This is a genomic window from Paenibacillus sp. CF095 (genome assembly GCF_900101225.1).
Classification (GTDB): domain Bacteria; phylum Bacillota; class Bacilli; order Paenibacillales; family Paenibacillaceae; genus Paenibacillus.
In genome coordinates, this window is sequence record NZ_FMZN01000006.1 from 31,732 (window position 1) to 57,912 (window position 26,181).

Genomic DNA, 26,181 nt, shown 5'->3' on the forward strand with positions numbered 1-26,181 from the left:
AAGTGGTGCGCATCCCAGGGAAGACGTCGAACAACTTGCAAGTCCGTAAATCAAGCCCGTAAACGCGCAGGCCGAAAGCAAGCTTTATCGGACCTGCGCCGGGGCATGCGGTCACTTCATTTTTAGGGGAGGTACGAATGAAATCTTTATTTGAAAAGGAAGAACGGTACTGGAGCAGCAAGTTTGACGACGAAGACAGCCTGAGCTTCCTTCCCTATAGTCAATCCTCCAAATTATCTGCGGGCGGCGAAGCTGCGGCAGAGCCGGCTTTGCTTCACCGTACCCTGCCGAGTGAGCTCTCGGAGAGAATTATTCGCCTCGCCAATGGTTCGGATCTGGCTTTGTACATGATTGTTTTGGCAGGAGTAAAAAGCCTGCTGTTCAAATATACAGGGCAGGATCAAGTACTGGTCGGCATGCCTTCTTGTAGCGCGGACCCGGACGTGACTCAGCCGTCGCATGACATCCTGGTGATCAAAACGTCCGTAAGCAGCCAGACTACGCTGAAAACGCTGCTCGGGGGCATCAAAGCCTCCATCGGCGAGGCGCTGGAGCATCAGCATCTGCCTTTTCGGAAAATGGTGGAGCCGCTCCATCTGGACTATACAGGGGAAGGAGTCGCAGTCGTCAACACCGTCGCATCCTTCGCCCCGATTCATCCTGAACCGCTGGGTAACCGGGTGGCGGCCGATACGGATTTTCGATTCGACCGCCAAAACGACTCTATCGAGCTAGAAATAAGCTTTGACGGGAATCGATACGAGCGTGCATTTGTGGAACAGACGGCCGACCACCTTGTTCGGCTTCTGTCCGTGCTTGTATTTCAGCCAGATCTGGAGCTTGGACAAGCCGATGTGCTTTCCCCGGACGAGAGGGAGACGTTGCTGAATCGATTTAATGATACCGAAACCGGGTTCGAGCGGGGGAAAACGATTCACGGTTTGTTTGAAGAACAGGCGGAGCTTTACCCGGACAACGTGGCCGTTGTCATGAACGAACGGCAGCTGACCTACCGCGAGCTGAACGAGCGATCCAACCGTCTTGCGCGCAGGCTGAGGGAGACGGGAGTCGCAGCGGACCAGCTGGTAGCGATTCTGGCCGAACGCTCACTCGATATGGTTGTCGGCATACTGGGGATTCTCAAAGCGGGCGGAGCCTACGTGCCTGTTGATCCCGACTACCCGGAGGAGCGCATCCGCTTCATGATCGAAGATTCGGGTGCACCGTTATTGCTGATTCAAAAGCATTTGCATGAGAAGACCGACTTCGCAGGAATGCGCCTTGAAATAAATGATTTCGTTTGGGGAGATAGTGGGACGGATTCGGAAGGTGCGCTGGACGCTTTGAATCTGGAGCCAATTTCCGGTCCGGAGAACCTGGCATATGTCATCTACACATCGGGAACGACTGGCAAACCCAAAGGCACGTTGATCGAGCATAAAAACGTTGTGCGCCTTTTGTTCAACGACAAGAACCTGTTCGACTTTGGGCCGTCCGACACGTGGACGTTATTCCATTCGTTCTGCTTCGATTTTTCCGTCTGGGAGATGTACGGAGCGCTTCTAAATGGAGGAAAGCTGGTTATCGTACCGCCGCTTACGGCGAAAAATCCGGCCGAGTTCCTGGCACTGCTGAGCCGCGAAAATGTCACGATTTTGAACCAGACGCCAACATATTTCTACCAGCTGCTGCGTAAGGTCTTGGCGGATCATCCATACGATCTGCGGATTCGCAACGTCATTTTCGGCGGCGAAGCGCTTAGTCCGCTTTTGCTCAAGGGCTTCAAGACGAAGTACCCGGAGACAAAGCTGATCAATATGTACGGAATTACCGAAACGACGGTTCACGTGACGTATAAGGAAATTACGTGGGTCGAAATGGAGGCGGCGAAGAGCAATATCGGCAAGCCAATCCCAACACTGAGGGTTTATGTCCTGGATGAAAACCGCCGCCCTGTGCCGATTGGCGTAGCGGGCGAAATGTACGTGGCCGGGGAAGGGCTTGCGAGAGGATACCTGAACCGTCCGGATTTGACGGCGGAGAAGTTCGTTGATTCCCCGTTTGCGGATGGGGAAAAACTGTATCGCTCAGGCGACTTGGCGACTTGGCTGCCGGACGGCAACATCGAATACCTCGGCCGAATTGACCACCAGGTCAAAATCCGCGGATACCGGATCGAGCTGGACGAAATTGAGACGCAGCTTTTGAACGTGGAGGGCGTGGAAGAAGCGGTGGTACTCGCCCGGGACGACGCGAACGGCCATAAGCAACTTGTTGCTTATTACGTCGCGGAAACAAAGCTGGCGGCGAATGAACTCAAGGAGCAGCTCGCCCAGCAGCTTCCGGGGTATATGATTCCTGCGCATCTTGTGCAGCTTTCGCAGATGCCGCTGACTGCTAACGGAAAAATCGACCGCAAAGCTCTGCCGGTGCCGGAGGAAGCTGCGGCTGTAGGAGCGGAATATGTTGCGCCGAGAACACTGCTCGAGATGAAGATCGCCCGTGTCTGGCAGGATACACTTGGCATTCCACAGGTCGGCGTAAAGGATAACTTTTTTGAGCTGGGCGGCAATTCCTTAAGTCTGATGAGGCTCGTTCAAGCCGTTTACGATGAAACGGGCATCGAGATACCGCTGAATCGCCAATTCCATCATGTAACCGTTGAAGCCATGGCTTTTGGAGAGGAGGATCTGGGCCTGGATAAAGGGGGAGATTCCTTCATTAAGCTGAATAAAACAGGGGATCTGAACGTGTTCTGCTTCCCTCCAGGCAGCGGCTTCGGCATCGGTTACCGAGAGCTTGCAAGCAGGCTAGACGGCCGATTCGTGCTTTACGGCATTGATTTTATAGACGATGTCATCGATTACGAGGCCATGCTGAACCGTTATGTGGATGAGATTGTTCGCATCCAGCCGGAAGGACCTTACGTGCTGCTCGGTTACTGCTTCGGAGGCAACCTGACGTTCGAAGTAGCCAAAATGATGGAAAGAAGAGGGTATTCCGTAACGGACTTGCTCATGGTGGACTCGTGGATTAAGGACACACTCACACCTTATGAAACGTCTGAGAAAGAGCTTGAAGAAATGCTTGCGGATTTCGACGAAGAAGAGAAGGAATTAATGAGTAATCCACTCGTGCGGGAGCGTGTTCATCGGAAAATCAAAGCCACCTTGACGTACGAAGCGCAGCTTATTAATTCAGGCACAATAACTGCCCGTATTTACGAACTGATTGCGAAGGACAGCGAAGCGTTCCGCCTGGAGCACCAGTTGCCGTCCTGGCAGAGGGCAACGACGCAAGCTTATTCTGATTACCGGCTGGAGGGCGCACACGAGGAATTACTGGAACTCGCGCGTGTGGAAGAAACGGCCATTGTCATCCGTGACATCTTAGTGCAAATCAAGCGGCAGATCGAAGCGGAGGCCGGGGTCCTGCATGGGAGCTGATCGGCAGATGTCTGTTCAAGAACAAGGCACAGCGGCGCCTTCCAAGCGCCGAACCGCTTATGCCACCTGGAAAGCGTTCCGCTGGCTGATGTCCTATGTAAGCCGTCACAAAGGCTGGATGATCGTCGGTATCCTGTCCGCAATTGCCGCCGCGGTTATTGAGATATGGACGGGACGTTTGGTCGAGCAGCTGACCACACAGGCCGAGAATGGGGCGGGGCCGATCGTTCTGCAGATCGTGTACACGGTCTTTGTGGTCATCTTGATCGGTGTGCCGGCGAAGTTTTTCATGAGCTTTGGTGTGGAGCGAAGCAGTGCCTCTGCGGTGCAGGATATCCGCAACCATGTCATGCGTCATATCGGCAAACTCCCGGTCCCCTATTTGGAAAAGCAGCACTCCGGCGACGTGTTGTCGCGGATCAACAACGATCTGCAGCTCATCCAGCAATTTATGATTCGGGACCTCGCCCAGTGGTTTTATCATCCGTTATTATTTATCGGCTGTTTCGCTTATTTGATGTATCTCCAATGGGAGCTGATGCTGTACAGCCTGTTGTTATTTCCCGTAGCACTGCTGGTTTCCCAATGGATCGGCAAGCAGTTGGAACAGTTGACGGAGGAAGCCCAGGCAAACATGGGCCGAATGAACATCAACCTCCAGGATACGCTTGGGGGGATGCCTATTGTAAAAAGCTATCTGCTATCTGGTATGTTATCTCGCTCCTACCAAGTGTTGCTGCAACTGACGGCTCAAAAAAAGCTGGCCGTGAAAAAGCGGGAAGCCTGGGTTAACCCGCTGCTTTCTACGCTAATGATCAGCCCGATCATTTTCGCCGTCAGTTACGGTAGCTATTTGATCTACAACGGGCAGCTAGGCGCGGGAGAACTAATCGCCTTCCTGTACTTGCTTAATCTGTGTCTGGAGCCGCTGGAGCATATTCCCGAGCTCATCACGCGCACGTTCGAAATGACCGGTGCCCTGAGAAGGGTCTCCGAAATCGTCGAGCAGCCGACCGAAACGGAGAATGGCCGTTTGCTTCCAAAAGCGAGCGCCGCTCCCATCCATTTTCAGAACGTAACCTTCGGGTATGAAGAGAGTTCTCCGATTCTGCGGAATGTTAGTTTCTCGGTGCCGGAAGGCAAGACGATTGCACTTGTCGGAGCGAGCGGCGGAGGGAAGAGCACGGTGTTTAAGCTGGTATGCGGCTTTTATCCACTTCCGGAGGATCAGGGCGAGATCCGCGTGTTCGGAAGCCTGATCCACGGCGCTAATCCAGAGCAGCTTCGGTCGCATTTTTCCGTGGTAACCCAAGATTCATATTTGTTTAGCGGTACGATCGCCGAAAATATCGGCTACGGGCGTGAAGAAGCGTCGATGGACGAGATTATCGAAGCCGCCAAAGCCGCTCAGGCTCATTCTTTCATTATGCAGCTTGAGGGTGGCTACCAGACGTATGTCGGAGAGCGCGGCGGCTTTTTGTCCGGTGGGCAACGCCAGCGCATTGCAATGGCCCGGGCTTTTCTGAAGGATGCTCCCGTACTGCTGCTGGACGAGCCCACATCGGCTCTTGATCCGGAGTCGGAAAGCGCGGTTCAGGAAGCGCTGGGCGTATTGATGAAGCAGAGAACGACCATGGTTATTGCCCACCGGCTTTCTACGGTACAAAACGCCGATGAAATCTGGGTTATGGAACAAGGAAATATTATCGAAAAGGGCACTCATGAACAATTGCTCGAGAGGAAGGGAATGTACGCCCAGTCGTACTACCAGGAATTTACCGAGTCTGCCGAACGCAGGGAGGTGTCGTACACATGAAAAAGGGCGGAAGGCTATCGCAAGTGAAAGAACTTGGCTACTTGCTGACGTTTATGAACCGCAAGCGCAAAACCCAGTACGCGATTGGCCTTGCTGTAACGGCGCTCACCCAGACATTGTTTCTGATCGCCTTCAGCTTGGTCGTACATAACTTGGTTGATTTCGCCGTGTCCCGAGATACGTCCCTGATGGTGGAAGCTTTTATTATTTTGGGCGCGGCCCTGTTTCTGGAGAATATAATTTCTCCCTGGTTCATTTACTTATACCAGCGCAGTGTCGAGCTGACTGTGCTGAATATCCGCAAACGTCTTTATGACAAGCTGTGCCGGGTGCGGCCGAGATTCCTGGAGCAGACGCACCATGGGGACTTGCTGTCGCGGGTGAACAACGACGTAACGACCGTTGAGTTTACATTCTCGCAGGTTTACTTCGTTTTGTTGCTTCAAGTTGTCTTTTGCATCGGCTCCATTGTCTCCATGGTGGTGATCGATTGGCGGTTTGCTGGCGTATCCTTCGTCATTCTGCTGCTGTCCTCTCTGGTCAGTCTGAAATTTGCACGGGATATTCGTGCCTTGTCCGAACAAGGCTTGCAAACGCTCGGTAAAATGACCGAAAAATTCAAAGATTTTATGGGCGGCATTCAAATTGTGAAGCTGTTCCGAATCCGCACGATTTACGGCCAGTACGAGGCGTTGAACGAACAAATGACGCAAACGCTTCGGCAAACGGCGAAAAAGAACGGTATGCAGGCTGCGGTGAATCATTTTATTAGCTACGTCACGTTCTGCGGCATCATCGTCATCGGCAGTCTTCTTTATGCCTACGGATTGATGGGAATGGGAAGTGTCGCCGCTCTGGCAGTTTTGCAAGTGAATCTGACGCACGCCTTGTTGAACTTGGGGATGGTTCTGTCGATGACCCAAAATTCACTCGCGGGCGCTCACCGGATTCAAGAGGTACTAAGCGAGGAAGAGGAACCGGAGCGTCTGGGATCTTCTCGTAGCGAGCTTGTATCGGAGGCTGCAGTGGAGTTTCGCGATGTGGAATTTTCCTATCAGGCGGATAAAAAGGTACTTGTCGACATGTCCATGCAGGTGTTTCCTGGTCAGGTCGCTGCGATCGTGGGAGCCAGCGGCAGCGGCAAAAGTACGCTGATCAAGCTGTTGCTCGGCTTTTATCCTGTGGACAGCGGAGATATCCTGCTCCAGGGCAAACCGTTCGGCCATTACACGCTGGACGAAATCCGCAGGCAGATTGCATACGTTCCGCAGGAGCCGTTTTTGTTTACCGGCACGATTGAGGAAAATATCCGGTATGGCAATCCGGATGCAACGGATGAAGAAGTAGTTGAAGCGGCCAAAGCGGCGTACGCTCACCATTTCATTCAGGAACTTCCTGAACAGTATAAAACGCCGGTGGGAGAGAGAGGAGCATCGTTGTCAGGTGGACAAAGGCAGCGAATTGCGATCGCCCGGGCGATTCTCAAAAACGCCCCGATTCTGCTGCTGGACGAAGCAACTTCTGCATTGGATAACGAATCCCAGCATTGGGTACAGCAAGCTCTGAACGTATTGATGAAGGGGCGCACCACCATTCTGATTGCGCATCGTCTCAGCACGGTGGAACATGCAGATTTGATTACGGTCATGAATCAAGGAACGGTCGTCGAACGGGGCCGCCATCAGGACCTGTTGGCGCTCGGAGGTTATTACGCGCGGCTGTACGGATAGACCCGCTTTACGGTGGGCGGCTTCCTGCTGATATCCAGGTACAAAGCCTAACTACAAACAATCTCTAATACGGGAGTGTGTCGATGTGAGAGAGAATACGAACAAGCAATATGGATTAACGCAAGCCCAGCGCCGGATATGGTTCATGGAAATTATGAATCCGGGCACATCCATCACGATGCTTTCCGCGACCTACCAGATTACGGGCGAGATCGACACCAAGCTGCTGGAGCAAGCGGCGGCAGAGATTGTCAAAACCTATGATGCTTTCCGAATCCGCATTGGCGGGGATTTGCAAAATCCAACGCAGTGGTTCGAAGAGACGGAGAATGTCCAAACCAGGATAAGCCACCTCGAAATAGGCACGACCGAACAATTCTATGCTTGGGTGAAAGAAGTAACCGAAAAACCGGCCAGCGTGTTCGACGAACACCTCTATCAATTTACGATGCTCCATTTTGCGAACGGCCAAGTATGGCTTAATTTGACTGTAAATCATATCATCGCCGATGGTTTGTCCGTCACTGCTTTGCTGCATGCGGTGATGGAAAAATACCTCGAACTGCGCAAAGGCATCTCCAGCAGTTACCAGGCCCCTTCCTATTTGGATTATATTTCAACTGAGCGTGAGTATGAGCAATCGCAACGTTATCAAAAAGGCAAGGAATACTGGCTGACCAAGTACAACACTTTGCCTGAAACGAGCGGCATTAAATCGGTTCCGCCATTCTCGATTGGCAGCGAATCGAATAAACGTTCAATCACTTTGGATGCTTCCCGCTACGACCGCATTCTGGCTTTTAGCGAACAATATCAGGTCAGTTTATATACGTTATTTTTGTCCGCCATGTACGTTTTATTGTACAAGCTGACCGACAGCACCGATGTGCCGGTCGGAACGGTTTTTGCCAATCGCACCAGCAAGAAGGAAAAAGATACGATCGGTATGTTCGTCAGCACCGTGGCTACGCGGATTAGTCTGAATCCAGATGGGTCCGTGCTTTCCTTGATCCAAACGGTTTCCAAGGAAAATACGGCGGATCTGCGGCATCAGAAATATCCTTATAACCAATTGATCCAGGATTTACGTGAACAACACGGCCGCAACGATCTTTCGGAGCTGTTCCGCACGTCTCTAGAATATCTGCCTTTGAAAATCGTGGAGTACGAAGAAATCAAGGTACGTCTGGAGGCTCACTTTGCTAGGCACGAGATGGACGATTTACTGCTGCGCTTCGACCATATGCTGAATGAAGGCCATGTCATTCTCCATGCTTCCTATCGTACCGGCCTGTTCGAGACGACCGAGATTGATCGCATTATGGAACAGTATGTAACCGTTTTGGACCAGTTTCTTGAGACTCCCGAACTGCGTGTACGCGAGATTTCTCTACTGAGCGATGAGGAGAGACGCCGAATTCTGGACGTGTTTAACCCGCCGGTGGCAGCACTGAACGAGGGAATAGCGTTTCATCGGTATGTCGAAAAGTTTGCCCGAGACATTCCGGATCACCCGGCAGTTGTTTACATGGACAAAAAGCTGACTTACGGCGAATTGAACAAACGCGCCGAGCTTCTGGCTTCGCTCCTTCGTGAACAGGGCGTGGGAAGGGAGACGATTACGGGGATCTGGGCGGAGCGTTCGGTGGAACTGCTGGTCGGTGTGCTCGCTGTATGGAAAGCTGGCGGAGCTTATGTACCGCTGGACCCCGATTATCCGGCGGAGCGGATTGAGTACATGCTCAGCGATAGCGAAGCATCGGTGCTGCTTACGCAGCGTCATCTGTTGGAGGGGACCGGAGGTTGGTTGGCTGATGACCGGCTGAAGCTTCAAGCTGTCTATGCGATGGACGATGAACAGATGTATAACGGGGATACCTCAGCAGCCGTGGCATTTGAATCTGCTGATAGTGCCCCGCAAGACTTGGCTTATGTGATTTACACCTCGGGTACGACGGGACGCCCAAAAGGCGTCATGATTGAGCATGGTAGTCTCATGAATACGGCGGATGCATACCGCCGTGAGTACCGGTTGGATCAGTTCCCGGTGAGGCTGCTGCAACTGGCAAGCTTTTCGTTTGACGTGTTTGTTGGAGACATCGCGCGGACGCTGTATAACGGAGGCACGATGGTAATTGTGCCAAAGGATGACCGGATTGATCCGAACCGCTTATACGGCTGGATTCGGGACCAAAACATTACGGTATTTGAATCGACACCTGCGCTCATCCTACCGTTCATGCAGCATATTTATGAAGAAGGGCTAGACGTTAGCTCCATGCAGCTGCTGATTACCAGCTCCGATGCTTGCAGTGTCACCGATTACCGATTGCTGCAGGAAAGATTCGGCGGACAATTTCGCATCATCAACAGCTACGGCGTTACCGAAGCGGCCATTGACAGCAGTTTTTACGATGAGCCGCTGGACAAGCTGCCATCGTTGGGTCATGTGCCGATCGGCAAAGCCTGGCTGAACGCCCGGTTTTACATTGTCGATGCCGGGTTAAAGCCGGTTCCTGTAGGGGTTCCGGGTGAGCTTGTCATCGGCGGCGCCGGGGTGGCGCGCGGGTATTGGAACCGTCCGGACCTAACCGCCGAGAAGTTTGCAGACAGCCCGTTTGTGTCCGGCGAACGTCTGTATCGGACAGGAGATTTGGCCCGCTGGCTGGAAGACGGCAACGTTGACTTCATCGGCCGGATCGACTATCAGGTGAAAATTCGCGGGTTCCGGATCGAACTCGGCGAAATTGAAACGGCCCTGTTGCGTTTCCCGGGGATTAAGCAGGCTGTTGTGACTGACCGTACGGATGAGCAGGGGCAAAAGTATTTGTGCGGTTACGTGGCAGGGGATGTTTCCTTGCAGCTGAGCGATCTGCTGTCCCAATTGAAGCAAGAGCTGCCTGTGCATATGGTTCCGGCCCGGCTGGTGTCTCTTGATCAGCTTCCGCTAACACCAAATGGCAAGATTGACCGTAAAGCGCTGCCTGAACCGACCGGAGAGGTAGAAGCGGGCCGTGAGCATGTGGCTCCTCGCACAACGCTGGAAACAAGACTTGCTCTTATTTGGCAGCAGGTGCTGGGTATTGCGAGAGTTGGAGTCCAAGACGATTTCTTTGACCTGGGTGGTCATTCCTTGCGGGCCTCCACGCTTGTTTCCAAGATTCGAAAAGAGCTGCAAGTCGAGGTTCCGCTGCGGGACGTTTTCCGCTACACCACGATCGAACAGCTGGCCCAAAGAATCGGCGGTTTAAAGCAGCAGGAGACGTATGAGATTACAAAGGCGGCAGAGGCCGAGTATTATCCGGTTTCATCCGAGCAAAAGCGTCTGTACGTCCTGCGCCAGCTTGACGCGGCCGAGCGTAGCTACAATATGTCGGCGGCGCTTCTTCTCGAAGGCAAGCTGGACCGCACGCGCGTAGAGTACGCGTTCCGGGCGTTGATTCAGCGCCATGAGACACTGCGTACCGGGATCGAGCAGGTTCAAGGCGAGTTTGTGCAGCGCATCTATGACGAGGTGGAGTTTGCTGTAGATTATTTCCAGGTGAGCGAGCGAGAAGTGGACCAAGTGGTGGAAGCATACTATCACCCATTTGATCTGACCAAGCCGCCACTTCTTCGCATCGGCCTGATCGAAGTCGCCGAGGATCGCCACATTCTGCTGTTTGATATGCACCATATCGTCTCGGATGGCATCTCGACAGCGCTGCTTTTCGACGAGTTCAGCCGCCTGTATCGGGGTGAGGAGCTGGCTCCGTTGCGTATTCAATACAAAGATTATGCCGTTTGGCAGCATTCCGAAGCCTACGGGCAGTTGATCCAGCCGCAGAAGGAGTACTGGCTGGAACAGCTGTCGGGCGAGCTGCCTGTATTGGAACTTCCGACGGACTTCCCGCGGCCTGCGGTGCAAAGTTTTGACGGCCGGACCGTGAAGTTTGATATTGGGAAAGAACGGACGGAGAAGCTGAAAGAACTGGCCGCACGGACGGGCACGACCCTGTACATGGTGCTGTTGTCTGCTTACTCGATCCTTATGCATAAATATTCGGGTCAGGAAGATCTGATCGTGGGAACGCCGATTGCCGGAAGAACGCAGGAAGAAGTGCAGCCAATCGTAGGTATGTTTATCAACACGCTTGCCATTCGCAGCCAGCCGGAGCGTTCCAAGCCGTACCTTAAGTATTTGGAAGAAATGAAGGAAATCACACTCGGGGCTTTTGAACACCAAAATTATTTGTTCGAAGATTTGGTGGAAAGTCTTCACATTCCGCGCGCGACCGGCCGGAATCCGCTCTTTGATACGTTCTTCTCCCTGCAAAATACGGAGAATGAGCAAATTGTCATCGAGGGGCTGGAGCAATCGTTTTATCCGTTGGAAAACCGAACGTCCAAGTTCGAGCTGCTTCTGGATATTTCGGAGCTGGATGGTCAGCTCGAATGCCGGTTGGAGTACGCTACTGCTTTATATAAACAGGAGACTGCGGAGCGGTTCGCCAGACATTATGACAAGCTACTCGAAACTATCGCAACAGCGCCGGAAGGGGATATTGCTTCACTGGAAATGCTAACGGAGCAGGAAATCCGTGAACTGGTGCGCGGTTTTAATGATTCGGAGGCAGACTACCCGCGTCAGCAGACGATTCATGGCTTGTTCGAAGAGCAGGCGAAGCTTTACCCGGATAACGTGGCCGCCGTCATGAATGAGCGGCAGTTGAGCTACCACGAACTGAACGAGCGATCCAACCGCCTTGCGCGTAAGCTGCGGGAGACAGGAGTCGAAGCGGATCAGTTGGTAGCGATTCTAGCCGAACGTTCGCTTGATATGGTCGTCGGCATTCTGGCGATTCTCAAAGCGGGCGGAGCCTACGTGCCTGTTGATCCCGACTACCCGGAGGAACGCATCCGCTTCATGATTGAGGATTCGGGCGCACCGTTATTGCTGATTCAAAAGCATTTGCATGAGAAGACTGACTTCGCAGGAACGCGCCTTGAATTGGACGATTTCGTTTGGGTCGACAAAGGGGCAGACTCCGCTGGTGCGCTGGACGCTTCGAATCTAGAGCCGATTTCCGGGCCGGGTAACTTGGCTTATGTCATCTACACATCGGGAACGACCGGCAAACCCAAAGGCACGTTGATCGAGCATAAAAACGTTGTGCGCCTTTTGTTCAACGACAAGAACCTGTTCGACTTTGGGTCGTCCGACACGTGGACGTTATTCCACTCGTTCTGCTTCGATTTCTCCGTCTGGGAGATGTACGGAGCGCTGCTGAATGGAGGAAAGCTGGTTATCGTACCGCCGCTTACGGCGAAAAATCCGGCCGAGTTCCTAGCACTGCTGAGCCGCGAACGGGTCACGATTTTGAACCAGACACCAACATATTTCTACCAACTGCTGCGTGAGGTTTTAGCGGACCATCCGTACGATCTGAGGATTCGCAACGTCATCTTCGGCGGCGAAGCGCTCAGCCCGCTGTTGCTCAAGGGTTTTAAGACGAAGTATCTGGAGACAAAACTGATCAATATGTACGGTATTACCGAAACGACGGTTCACGTGACGTATAAGGAAATCACATGGATCGAGATGGAGGCGGCGAAGAGTAATATCGGCAAGCCGATCCCGACGTTGAGCGTGTACGTTCTGGATGAAAACCGTCGTCCTGTTCCGATCGGGGTAGCAGGCGAAATGTACGTATCCGGGGAAGGCCTGGCGAGAGGATACCTGAATCGCCCGGATCTGACGGCGGAAAAGTTTGTTGATTCGCCGTTTGCGGAGGGGGAGAAACTGTACCGTTCGGGTGACTTGGCGGCCTGGCTACCGGACGGCAACATTGAATACCTCGGCCGGATCGACCATCAGGTCAAAATCCGCGGGTACCGAATCGAGTTGGACGAAATTGAGACCCAACTGCTGAACGTGGAGGGCGTGGAAGAAGCGGTGGTGCTTTCCCGTCAGGACAACGGGGGCGAAAAGGCGCTTGTTGCCTACTTTGTGGCGGACCGGACGCTGACGGTTAGCGAAATGAGAACCTCGCTGGCCCAGGGAATGCCGGGATATATGATCCCGTCGTACTTCGTGCAGCTGGAACGCATGCCGCTGACGTCCAACGGCAAAGTGGACCGTAAAGCACTGCCGGAGCCGCAAGGTAGCCTGCAAACGGGCGTTGAATACGTAGCCCCTCGTAACCTTACGGAGTCCCAGCTTGTGAAGATATGGGAGGAAGTTCTGGGCAACTCCGGCATTGGGGCCCTGGACAATTTCTTCGAGCTCGGAGGGCATTCCTTGCGGGCGACAAACCTTGTCAGCAAGATTCGGAAGGAAATGAACGTGGAATTTCCGCTTCGCGATGTGTTCCGCTATATGACGGTAGAGTCGATGGCTGGGGCTATTGCCAACTTGGAAGAATCAGAGCACAGCTCGATTCCAAAAGCGGAAGAGAAAGCATATTATCCGGTTTCCTCTGCACAAAAAAGGCTATACGTCCTGCACCAGCTGGATAGCTTGGAGCTGAATTATAACCTTCCAAGCGCCTTACAATTGGAAGGGGCTTTGAACGAGGCCAAAGTTGAAGATGTGCTGACTACTTTGATGGCCCGGCACGATATGCTCCGCACTGGTTTTGAAATTATGAATGGGGAGCCGATTCAGCGTATTCATCCACTCGTCGCTTTCAAGGTCGAGAAGATTCAAGCAAGCGAAGATCAGGTTGCAGCCATTCTTGAAGGCTTCATTCAGCCTTTTGATTTGACCCAGCCGCCTTTGCTGCGCGCCCTGCTGATCGAATTGGAGAAAGAAAAATTTCTGCTCGCGCTGGATATGCATCACATTGCTTCCGACGGCCTTTCCATGGATGTGCTGCTGCGTGAATTCGTGCGGCTATACAATGGGGGAGAACTGCCAGAGCTGCGGATTCAATACAAGGATTACGCCGTTTGGCAGCAATCCGAGGAACAGCGTCAACGCATCAAACGACAGGAGGAATACTGGCGCGGGGTATTCAGCTCCGAGCTTCCGGTTCTTGAGCTGCCTCTTGATTACTCCCGTCCAGCCATTCAGCAGTTTGACGGTCAAACGCTCACGTTTAGGCTAGATGCGGAGAAAGGTGAAGCTCTCAAACAGCTTGCCAGCGATTCGGGGGCGACGTTGTACATGCTTCTGCTGGCTGCGTACTCCGTATTGCTTCATAAATATGCGGGACAGGAAGATATCGTGGTCGGTACTCCGATTGCCGCTCGTTCTCACGCCGACTTGCAGCCGATTATCGGCATGTTTGTCAATACGCTGGCCCTTCGCTTGGGTCCGACGGCAGAGCTGACGTTCATGGATTACTTGCAGGAAGTGAAGGAAACGACGCTTGGAGCCTACGAACACCAGGACTATCCGTTTGAGGAGCTGGTAGAAGCTCTTCAGGTGAGCCGGGATTTAAGCCGGAATCCGCTGTTTGATACCATGTTTTCTTTGCAAAAGCACGAAAGCCTGGATTTAACCCTGGAAGGCCTGGAATGGTCGCTGTTTGACATCGAGGAAAAGACGGCGAAGTTTGATCTTAGCTTGGATATCGTGGAAGAGGGTAACGAGTTGGTTTGCAAGATCGAGTACGCTACCTCGTTGTTTAAACAGGAAACGATGGTACGGCTGGCGGGTCATTACGAGCAACTTTTGGCGTCGATCCTGGCTCAGCCGGGTGCGCAGATTTCAGATTTGGACATGTTAACAGACAGCGAAAAGGATAATTTATTGGTTGGGTTTGACGTGTCTTCTTCGGCTCTTGCAAAGCAATCCGCCACAGAGGATACAGGTTTGGAAGCAGAGGAGTCTTGGAGAGAGAGTACGTTCCACGAGCTGTTCGAGGAGCAGGCGGAGCGCACTCCGGGAGCGCTGGCGGTTGTCTACGAAGACAACAAGCTGACGTATGCGGAGCTGAACGCCAAAGCGAATCGTTTGGCGTATGTACTGCGGGCACGCGGGGTGAAGCCGGAACAGGTGGTCGGCATTCTGGCCGGCCGTTCAGCGGAGCTGTTGATTGGGGTACTCGCCGTATGGAAAGCTGGCGGCGCTTATGTACCGCTTGACCCCGACTATCCAGCGGAGCGGATCGAATATATGCTCGCGGATAGCGGTGCATCGGTGCTGCTTACGCAGACCTGCCTGTTGGAGCAGGCGGAAGCTTGGCGCAGCGACGGAGCTTTAACGCTGCAAACGGTGCTTGCACTTGATGACGCCACGACGTACAGCCTCGGAGCGGCAGAAACGGCTGTGGGCCTACAAGCTTTAGGCGAAGCAGGCGCGGAGGCGGAGGCTTTGGTGCAAGTGGCAATGGCTGCTGTCGAAACATCTGCCACGGCAGAAGCTGAGCAGAACGTACAAGCGGCGGATCTCGCATCAAATCCGGTAAATGTAAACAAGCCGGGCGATCTGGCTTATGTCATCTACACCTCCGGTACGACGGGCCGTCCGAAGGGCGTGGCAGTGGAACACCGCAGCTTGGTGAACACGGCGGCGGGCTACCGGCGGGACTACCGTCTGGATCAGTTCCCGATCCGGCTGCTGCAACTTGCCAGTTTCTCCTTTGATGTGTTCGTTGGTGACATTGCACGGGCGCTGTACAACGGTGGCACGATGGTCATCGTGCCGAAGGAAGACCGAATTGATCCAACCCGCCTCTATGGCTGGATTCGCGACTACGCCGTGACAGTGTTCGAATCAACTCCTGCGCTGGTTGTGCCGTTCATGGAGCATGTGTATGCCGAGGGTCTGGACCTCAGCTCGATGCAGTTGCTGATCACAAGCTCGGATGCGTGTAGTGTAGCAGATTACCGCACCTTGCAGGAGCGCTTTGGCTCGCAGTTCCGTATTATTAACAGCTACGGCGTAACGGAAGCAGCGATTGACTCTAGCTTCTATGACGAGCCGCTTGAGAAGTTGCCGAAAACGGGCAGCGTGCCAATCGGGAAAGCATGGCTTAACGCCAGATTCTACATCGTGGATACAAATCTGAAGCCGGTGCCGATCGGGGTGCTCGGCGAGCTGGTTATCGGCGGAGTGGGTGTGGCCCGCGGTTACTTGAACCGCCCGGATTTGACGGCGGAGAAATTCGTAGATAGCCCGTTCACCGCTGGGGAGCGGTTGTACCGGACGGGTGATCTGGCACGCTGGATGCCGGACGGCAACGTAGATTTCATCGGCCGAATCGACAATCAGGTGAAAATTCGCGGTTACCGGATCGAGCTTGGTGAGATTGAAGCGGCCATGAAAAATGTTGCCGAGGTGCGTCAAGCGCTTGTCATCGACCGGACGGACGAGCGGGGGCAGAAATATTTGTGCGGGTATATCGTAGTGGATTCCAGCTTTGATCTGGAAGGGCTTGTGGCCCATCTGGACGCCGTACTGCCTTCTCATATGGTGCCTTCACGAATCATGCGTCTGGATCAACTACCGCTTACACCGAACGGCAAGATCGACCGTAAAGCGTTGCCTGTGCCGGAAGGAAGCATTCGTGCCGAGGCTGCATACACGGCGCCGCGTACTCCTGCCGAGAAAGCACTCGCGTTGGTCTGGCAGTCAGTGTTAGGCGTGGATCAGGTTGGCACCATGGATAATTTCTTTGCGCTTGGTGGGGATTCAATTAAAGCTTTACAGGTATCTTCTCGTCTTTTGCAAACGGGGTACAAGCTGGTCATGAAAGATTTGTTCCATTACCCTACGATTTCCGCCCTTAGTTTGCGGTTGCAAAACGCGGAGAGAACGGCAAGCCAATCCGAAGTGACGGGAGAGGTGATCCTGACCCCGATTCAGCGCTGGTTCTTTGAACAGAATCCGGCCGACGTTCATCACAGCAACCAGGCGATCATGCAGTTCTCCAAGCAAGGCTTTGATGAAAAAGCTTTACGCCAAGCGGTGGGTCAGCTTATCGTGCATCACGATGCTCTTCGTGCGGTTTATCGTCAAACCGAGAATGGTTATACCGCCTGGAACCGAGGCGCCGGGGAGAACGAAGTGCTGTTCGATCTGGAGGTTGTCGATTTCAAGGGAGCCAGCGACGTGAAAGAAGCGGTAGAGGCTAAGGCAAATGACATTCAAGCAAGCATTGATCTGGAAAACGGTCCGCTGGTGAAGCTTGGCTTGTTCCGCTGTGACGACGGCGACCACCTGCTCATCGCAATCCATCACTTGGTCGTAGACGGCGTATCCTGGCGGATTCTGCTTGAGGATTTTGCTGCCGCCTATGAGCAGGCGCTGCAAGGGCAACCGATTCGCTTGCCGCTCAAAACCGATTCATTCCAAACGTGGGCGAAACAGCTCGCTGATCATGCGAACGGGCCAGCGATGGAAAGCGAAAGAGAGTACTGGCAGCATATTGAGCAAATGACCTATGAGCCGCTTCCAAAAGATTTTGAACAAGGCAGATCCAAACTGAAGGACAGCGGGCTCGTAACCGTTCGATGGACAGCGGACGAAACTGAACAGCTGCTGAAGCAGGCTCACCGTGCTTACCATACGGAAATGAATGATTTGCTGCTTACTGCGCTGGGCCTCTCCGTACAAGCTTGGAGCAGTCAGGAACGCGTGCTGGTGAATCTCGAAGGCCACGGCCGGGAAGAACTTTTGCCAGATGTGGACATTACGCGCACGGTAGGTTGGTTTACAAGCCAATTCCCTGTTGTTCTGAAGCTGGGTCACGCTCAGGCACTCGGTCATCAGGTGAAACAGGTGAAAGAAAACTTGCGCCGCATTCCGAACAAAGGAATCGGCTACGGCATCCAGCGTTATTTGTCGGCGCCGCGTGACGGAGAGAGCTTCGTTTTGGAGCCGGAGATCAGTTTTAACTATTTGGGTCAGTTCGATCAGGATTACGAAAGCAGCGGCTCGCAGCCGTCTCCGTTCAGTCCGGGCTCCGATTCAAGCCCAAATGCTGTGATGGATTATGTCCTCGATATCAACGGTATGGTGTCGGAAGGCGTGTTGGAACTCACGATCCGTTATGGGGAAACCCAGTATCAACGGGAGACGGTTGAGCGCCTGGGCACCCTGCTTCAATCGAGTTTGCGTGAAGTCATCAGCCATTGCGTATCCAAAGAGCGGCCGGAGCTTACGCCTAGTGACGTACTGCTTCAAGATATGACGGTGGAGGAACTGGAGCAGCTGTCCGAACATACGGCGGCACTGGGCGAACTGGAGAATGTATATACCCTGACTCCGCTGCAAAAAGGGATGTTGTTCCATAGCTTGCTGGATGCCGATTCGGAAGCTTACTTCGAACAGGTGACCTTTGATCTGTACGGAAGCCTGAATTTGGAAGCTTTCACTCGCGGATTGGATACGCTGGTACAGCGAAATGAGGCGCTGCGGACCAATTTTATTACCGGCTGGAGAGACGAGCCGATTCAAGTGGTATTCCGCGAGCGGAAGTGTGAAGTGTATTTTGAAGATATTCGCTTGGCAAGAGATGAACACCCGGAGAAGACAATAGCCGATTTTGTCAGCGCGGATAAAGCGAACAAGTTTGATTTGGCCCAAGACTCTCTTATGCGTGTGACCGTTTTGCGCACAGGCGACGAGTCTTACCATGTGATTTGGAGTCATCATCACATTTTGATGGATGGCTGGTGCATGTCCTTCATGATCAAGGAAGTGTTCGACACTTACTTTGCGTTTCAGGAGAAGCGAGCGCCAGAGCTTCCTCCGGTTACCTCGTACTCCCGGTATATCGAATGGTTGGAAGCTCAAGATGTAGTGAAAGCTTCGGATTACTGGTCGGAGTATTTGGCGGGTTACGATCAGCAGACCAAGCTGCCGCAGGAGAGAACGCAGCTGAAACAGCATGCTTTTGAAATGGCTGAAATCGATGTGGAACTCAGCCAAGGACTGACTGGGCAAATTGAGCGTGTGGCGCGCCAGCAGCAGGTGACACTCAACACGTTTATGCAGACTGTATGGGGACTGGTTCTACAGATATACAACAACAGCGAGGATGTTGTATTCGGCTCCGTTGTATCCGGGCGTCCGGCGGAAATTCCGGGCATCGAAAGCATGATTGGCCTGTTTATTAATACGATCCCGGTCCGTATTCAAGGTAAAGCCGAGGAAACGGTAGCCGATATTTTGAGAAAAACCCAGGATCAAGCGCTGGCATCGGGAGTTTACGAAACGTTCCCACTGTTCGAAATTCAGTCGCTGAGCGAGCAAAAGCGCGACTTGATCAACCATATTATGGTCTTTGAAAATTATCCGATGGAAGAACAGATTGAGCAGGTTGTCGGCGGAGGACAAGAAGCGCTGAAAATCGCTAATATTCAATCGCCGGAACAAACGAACTACGATCTGGACATTACCGTCATTCCGGAAGAGCATATTTTGCTGCGGTTTACGTACAATGCACTGACGTTCAGAGAGCATGACATCAGGCAGATCCACGGTCATTTTGCCCGTGCATTGGAGCAGGTTGCGGCTAATCCGAATGTTCGTGTACATGAGTTAGAGCTTTTGACGGCGGCGGAAAAAGAAGAAATTGTCGGCGTGTTTAATCCGTTCCAGCCGGAAGTGGCTCCTGTGGCAGCGTTCCATCGACTGTTCGAGCAACAGGCGGAGCGCACACCGGAAGAGGAAGCCGTCGTGTACGAGAACGATCGGTTGACGTATACGGAGTTGAACGAGCGGGCGAACCGCCTGTCGGCAACGCTGCGTAGAAGCGGCATCAGTCGGGAGACAATCGTTGGCATTCTCGCCGAGCGTTCGGTGGATTTGCTGGTGGCCGTGCTGGCCGTCTGGAAAGCGGGAGGGGCGTATGTACCGCTTGATCCGGATTATCCGGCGGACCGCGTGCGGTTCATGCTGGAAGACAGCGGTGCGAAGGTGCTGCTGACACAAACGCTGCTGCGAGAGCGTGCCGAATCCTGGCTTGGCGAAGAGGAACTAGCACTGGAGACGGTGCTGTATCTCGATGACGAAACATCATACAGCGAAGACCGAGCGAATGCACCAATGGACTTCGTCCAAGGCTCCAGCATGGTTTCAGGTCTGGTCTCCGGCGAGCTGACGGGTGCTGTGAACGACCGTAATGAGAGTCACCCAAATGATGTTGATGTTGTCGGTATGGACAACTTCCATGAAGCCCGTCCAGAGGATCTGGCGTACGTCATCTACACGTCGGGAACAACGGGTAAACCAAAGGGTGTAATGATCGAGCACCGCAGCCTGGTGAACACGGCAGCGGGTTACCGACGGGAATATCGGTTGGATCAGTTCCCGGTGCGGCTGCTGCAGCTCGCCAGCTTCTCGTTTGACGTATTCGTGGGCGATATCGCGCGGACGTTGTACAACGGAGGCACGATGGTGATTGTACCGAAAGACGACCGGATTGATCCCTCTCGTCTGCACTACTGGATAGAGCGGGAGCAAGTGACGATCTTTGAATCAACGCCGGCGCTGATTGTACCGTTTATGGAATACGTGCACGAGCAAGGGCTAAAGTTGAGCGGGATGGAGCTATTGATCACAAGCTCGGACAGCTGCAGTGTGGCAGATTACCGTACCTTGCAGGAACGGTTCGGCCCGTCATTCCGCATCATTAACGCCTACGGCGTGACGGAAGCGGCAATTGACTCCAGTTTTTATGACGAGGAGTTGGCGAAATTGCCGCAGACAGGCCATGTGCCGATTGGCAAAGCGTGGTTGAATGCGAAGTTTTACATCGTGGATGCACATCTGAATCCCGTACCGGTCGGGGTGCTGGGCGAGCTAGTTATCGGCGGCGTTGGGGTAGCACGCGGTTACTTGAACCGTCCAGAGCTGACGGAAGAGAAGTTTGTAGACAGCCCTTTCACCGCTGGTGAGCGGTTGTATCGCACGGGAGACTTGGCGCGGTGGATGGAAGACGGCAACGTGGACTTCATCGGCCGGATCGATAACCAGGCAAAAATCCGGGGTTACCGGATCGAGACGGGCGAAGTCGAAGCAAAGCTGCTGAGTGTAGGTGGCGTGAAGGAAGCAGTCGTTGTTGTCAGGGAAGATCAAGAGGGGCAGAAAGCGTTGTGCGCTTATTATACAGTGGAAAAAGACTTGACGGCGGCAGATTTGAAACGTGCGATCTCCAGCGAACTGCCGGGATACATGATTCCGTCGTATTTCGTCGAACTGGAGCAATTGCCTCTAACGCCGAATGGGAAAATTGACCGGAAGGCGCTGCCAGCGCCGGAAGGGGGAGCAGGCGGAGGCCGCGAATACGTGGCGCCGCGCACCGAACTGGAGGTAAAACTGGCCGCCATTTGGCAGGAAGTGCTTGCTCGGGAGAAGAAGGTAGGCGTAACGGACAACTTCTTCGACCTCGGTGGACATTCCCTGCGGGCGACAACACTTGTCAGCAAAATGCATAAGGAGCTGGGCGCCCAATTCCCGCTTCGCGACGTATTCCGCTACTCGACAGTTGAGGAAATGGCTGTGGCTATGGAGCGTTTGGAGATCGGCTCGTTTACGGCTATTCCGGTTGCAGAACCTAGCGAGTATTATCCTCTCTCTTCCGCGCAGAAACGTCTCTATATCTTGAACCAGCTGGAAGGAGGCGAGCTGAGCTACAACATACCAGGAGCTATGCTGCTCGAAGGGCAGCTCAACCGGCAGCGGTTTGAAGAAGCGTTCCGCGGGCTTGTAGCTCGTCATGAAACGCTACGTACTGGCTTTGAGATGGTTGAAGGCGAAGCAGTTCAGCGGATCTACGAAGAAGTCACCTTCCAGGTGGAATATGTGCAGATCAGCGAGGAGCAGGCGGAAGAAACGGTGCGCCAATTCGTTCGTGCGTTTGATCTAGCGAAGCCGCCACTTCTGCGGGTGGGCATTGCCGAACTCGCGCCGGACCGGCACATCCTGATGTTCGATACACATCATATCGTATCTGACGGCGTTTCAATGGACGTACTGATCGAAGAGTTCGTGCACTTGTACAGCGGGGAGCCGCTCAAGCCACTCCGCATTCAGTACAAAGATTATGCAGTATGGCAGCAATCGGACGACCAGAAAACGCAGCTTGCCAAGCAGGAAGCCTACTGGATTGACATGTTCCGCGGAGAACTGCCGGTTTTGGAAATGCCGACGGACTATCCGCGCCCGGCTATGCAGAGCTACGAGGGCCGCACGCTGCAATTGTTTATGAATATTGAGAAAAGCGAAGGTCTGAAACGGCTTGCAGCTGAGAACGGCGCAACGCTTTACATGGTTCTGCTTGCGGCGTATAAAGTACTTCTGCATAAATATTCAGGTCAGGAAGACGTGGTGGTTGGGACGCCGATTGCGGGCAGAAATCATAGCGACGTTCAGCCGCTGATCGGGATGTTCGTTAATACCTTGGCCATCCGCAGTTACCCGGCTGCCAGTAAGACGTTCCTTGACTACTTGAAGGAAATCAGGGAGACAACGCTGAGTGCTTTTGAACATCAGAATTATCCGTTTGAGGAACTGGTGGATAAGGTAAACGTGGCTCGTGATTTACGCCGTCATCCACTGTTTGATACGATGTTTGCTTTGCAGAATACAGAAAATGTGGAAATTCAGCTTCCGGGCCTTCATTTGTCGACGTATGCCAGCGAAGAAATTGTTTCTAAATTCGATCTCAGCTTGGACGTTACGGAGATTGAGGACGGCTTGGAATATCTGTTTGAATACGCCACGGCTCTATACAAAACCGAAACGGTGGAGAAGTTGGCTGCCCACTACTTGCAATTGCTTGAATCCATTCTCCGCAACCCGTCGGCGACTATTGCCGAGCTGAACTTGTTAACGGCAGAGGAAAAAGAGCAGATTGTCGGCGCGTTTAACCCGGCGCAGCCGGAAGAGGCTCCTGTGGCAGCGTTCCATCGACTGTTCGAGAAACAGGCGGAACACACGCCGGAAGCGGAAGCCGTCGTATATGAGAACGATCGGCTGACGTACGCGGAGCTGAACGAGCGGACGAATCGCTTGGCGGCTACGCTACGCGGAAGCGGCATTGGCCGTGAGGAGATTGTTGGCATTCTCGCCGAGCGCTCGGTGGACCTGCTGGTGGCCGTGCTGGCTGTCTGGAAAGCGGGCGGGGCCTATGTACCGCTCGACCCGGATTATCCGGCGGACCGCGTGCGGTTCATGCTCGAAGACAGCGGAGCGAAGGTGCTGCTAACGCAAACGCTCCTGCGAGAGCGTGCTGAAGCCTGGGTCAGCGAAGAGGAACTGGCACTGGCGACGGTGCTATATCTCGACGACGAAACGTCATACAGCGGGGAACGAAACAATGCGCCAATGGACTTCGGCCAAGGCTCCAGCAGTGCTCTCGATCCAGTCAACGGCAAGCTAACGGGGGCTGTGAACGGTGGTGGTGAGAGTTATCCAAATGATGTTGATGTTGTCGGTATGGACAGTTTCCATGAAGCCCGTCCTGAGGATTTGGCGTATATCATCTACACGTCCGGAACGACGGGCAAGCCGAAGGGCGTGATGATTGAGCACCGCAGCCTGGTGAACACGGCAGCGGGTTACCGACGGGAATATCGGTTGGATCAGTTCCCGGTGCGCCTGCTGCAACTCGCCAGCTTCTCGTTTGATGTTTTCGTGGGCGATATCGCGCGGACGTTGTACAACGGCGGCAGCATGGTCATTGTACCGAAGGACGACCGGATCGATCCGTCTCGTCTGCACCACTGGATAGAACGGGAGCAGGTCACCATCTTTGAATCAACACCAGCGCTGATCGTGCCGTTCATGGAGTACGTGCATGAGCAGGGGTTGGAATTAAGCGATATGGAGCTGTTGATCACAAGCTCGGACAGCTGCAGTGTAGCGGATTACCGTACCTTGCAGGAACGGTTCGGCCCGTCATTCCGCATCATTAACGCCTACGGCGTGACGGAAGCGGCAATTGACTCCAGTTTCTATGACGAGGAGTTGGAGAAACTGCCGCAGACAGGCCATGTGCCGATTGGCAAAGCGTGGTTAAATGCGAAGTTTTACATCGTGGATGCACATCTGAATCCTGTTCCAGTCGGCGTGCTGGGCGAATTGGTTATCGGCGGAGTCGGTGTGGCACGCGGGTACTTGAACCGTCCAGAGCTGACGGAAGAGAAGTTTGTAGATAGTCCGTTTGTCGTAGGTGAGCGACTTTATCGCACGGGAGATTTGGCGCGGTGGATGGAGGACGGAAACGTGGATTTCATCGGCCGGATCGACAATCAAGCGAAAATCCGGGGCTACCGGATCGAGACGGGTGAGATCGAATCGCAGCTGCTGCGGGTGGTAGGTATACGCGAAGCGGTTGTGCTGGTTCGAAGTGATGCGAACGGGCAAAAGGCGCTGTGCGCGTACTACACAACGGATATCGAACTGACGGCGGCCGACCTGAAACGAGCGATCTCCAGCGAGCTGCCCGGTTACATGATTCCGTCGTACTTTGTAGAGCTGGAGCATTTACCTCTGACACCAAACGGGAAAATCGACCGGAAAGCGCTGCCGGCGCCGGAAGAGGGAGCAAGTGCAGGGCGCGAATACGTGGCGCCGCGCAACGATCTGGAGACGAAATTGGTCTCCATCTGGCAGGACGTGCTTGGGTCAGTTACGATTGGTGTGACGGACAACTTCTTCGACCTCGGCGGTCACTCGCTGCGGGCGACGACGCTGGTCAGCAAGGTGCACAAGGAGCTGCACGTGGACCTGCCACTGCGCGATGTATTCCGGTACTCGACTATTGAAGCGATGGCTGAAGTGATTAGCCGATTGGAGCAGCAGGAATTCCTCTCCATTCCGGTTCTGGATAAAAGGGAGTATTATCCGCTTTCCTCTGTGCAAAAACGGCTGTACATCCAGCAGCAGATGGAAGGTGCCGAGCTTAGCTACAACATGTCCGGCATGACGGTTCTCGTCGGGCGCTTGGAGCAGAATCAATTCGAGGCGGCGCTCAAAGGATTAATCGCTCGTCACGAAGTTTTGCGAACTGGCTTCGAAATGGTCGACGGTGAACCGGTACAACGGGTTTATTCGGACTTAGAGTTTGCCGTCGAGTATACAAAAGCGACGGAAAGTGAAACAAAAAGCATTGCGGATGCCTTTGTACGTGTCTTTGATTTGGAGCGGCCGCCGCTGCTGCGTGTGGGCTTAGTTGAATGGGAAGCGGAACGTCATCTGCTTATGCTGGACATTCATCATATCGTCACGGATGGCATGTCTATGGGTATCTTCATCGAAGAGCTGCTGCGCCTGTATAACGGTGAGACACTGGAACCGCTTCGGATTCAATACAAGGAATTCGCCGCTTGGCAGCAGTCCGAACCTGTAAAAGAACGGCTGAAACGCCAGGAAGCCTACTGGCTGGACATGTTGGAAGGTGAACTGCCAACGCTTGAGTTGCCTACGGACTTTGTCAGACCTGCTGCTCGCAGCTTTGAGGGAGATGTGCTGCCTTTCAGTATCGACAAGAAGATGACCGACAGGCTGCAGCGCATTGCCGATGAGAACGGTGCTACCCTATATATGGTGTTATCGGCGGCCTATTCCATCCTGCTCAGCAAGTACTCGGGACAAGAAGACTTCATTGTAGGCACACCGGTTTCGGGCCGCACACATGCTGACCTGGAGCCGCTCATCGGAATGTTTGTCAACACGTTGGCGATTCGCCATTATCCATCCGGGGAGAAGACGTTCCTCGCTTACTTAAACGAAGTCAAAGAAACGATGCTGGGGGCCTACGACCACCAGGATTATCCGTTTGAAGAACTTGTTAAAAAGCTGCAGGTGCCGCGCGATCAAAGCCGCAATCCTGTATTCGATGTCATGTTTGCGCTGGAAACGAAGGAAGATAACGTTCAAAGCTTCGGGGATATCCAGATCGAATCTTATCCGGAAACGCATGCGGTTTCCCAATTTGACCTTACCTTGGTCATTTCGTTGCTGGATGAGGGAATGAACGGGCAGTTTGAATATGCGACCAAGTTGTTTACGCGCAATCTGATCGACAATTTCGCTCAGGACCTGCTCGTGATCATCACCCAAATTGGCGAACAGCCTTCGGTGCTGCTCAAGGATATTTCCCTGAACGACCAATCCGAACAGGAGCAAGATGAGCTAGAGGCTATTGATATTATTTTCTAATCCTTTATCCGGCTTGGGTGAAGATGGATCATTTAAGCACGTTATATGCGACATTCGGTATATTGAGAAAAAGCGGTAATGGAAATTTGT

General features: G+C 53.4%; 4 protein-coding genes. All 4 read left to right on the forward strand.

The features are described 5' to 3' along the window. The first annotated feature begins 137 nt into the window (after nucleotides 1-137). The gene (locus BLS69_RS27690; protein ID WP_091038393.1) at nucleotides 138-3,446 is read left to right on the forward strand and encodes a non-ribosomal peptide synthetase; all 3,309 of its coding nucleotides are present in this window, start codon (nucleotides 138-140) and stop codon (nucleotides 3,444-3,446) included. Then, nucleotides 3,436-5,262 (forward strand): ABC transporter ATP-binding protein, encoded by a 1,827-nt coding sequence (locus BLS69_RS27695; protein ID WP_091038395.1) that lies wholly within the window; start codon nucleotides 3,436-3,438, stop codon nucleotides 5,260-5,262. Before BLS69_RS27690 ends, BLS69_RS27695 begins: the two co-directional genes overlap by 11 nt. Beyond that, nucleotides 5,259-6,992: an ABC transporter ATP-binding protein gene (locus tag BLS69_RS27700; RefSeq protein WP_091038396.1), complete on the forward strand. Its 1,734-nt coding sequence runs from the start codon at nucleotides 5,259-5,261 to the stop codon at nucleotides 6,990-6,992. Before BLS69_RS27695 ends, BLS69_RS27700 begins: the two co-directional genes overlap by 4 nt. Before the next feature lie 85 nt (nucleotides 6,993-7,077). Continuing rightward, complete coding sequence (locus tag BLS69_RS27705) at nucleotides 7,078-26,091, forward strand: non-ribosomal peptide synthetase (protein ID WP_091038399.1); 19,014 nt, start codon at nucleotides 7,078-7,080, stop codon at nucleotides 26,089-26,091. Nucleotides 26,092-26,181: the final 90 nt, after the last annotated feature.

What these genes read in the sequence shown, in the direction of transcription:
- BLS69_RS27695 (WP_091038395.1), top strand. Translation starts at nt 3,436, where the DNA reads ATGGGAGCTGATCGGCAGATGTCTGTTCAAGAACAAGGCACAGCGGCG.
- BLS69_RS27700 (WP_091038396.1), top strand. Translation starts at nt 5,259, where the DNA reads ATGAAAAAGGGCGGAAGGCTATCGCAAGTGAAAGAACTTGGCTACTTG.
- BLS69_RS27690 (WP_091038393.1), top strand. Translation starts at nt 138, where the DNA reads ATGAAATCTTTATTTGAAAAGGAAGAACGGTACTGGAGCAGCAAGTTT.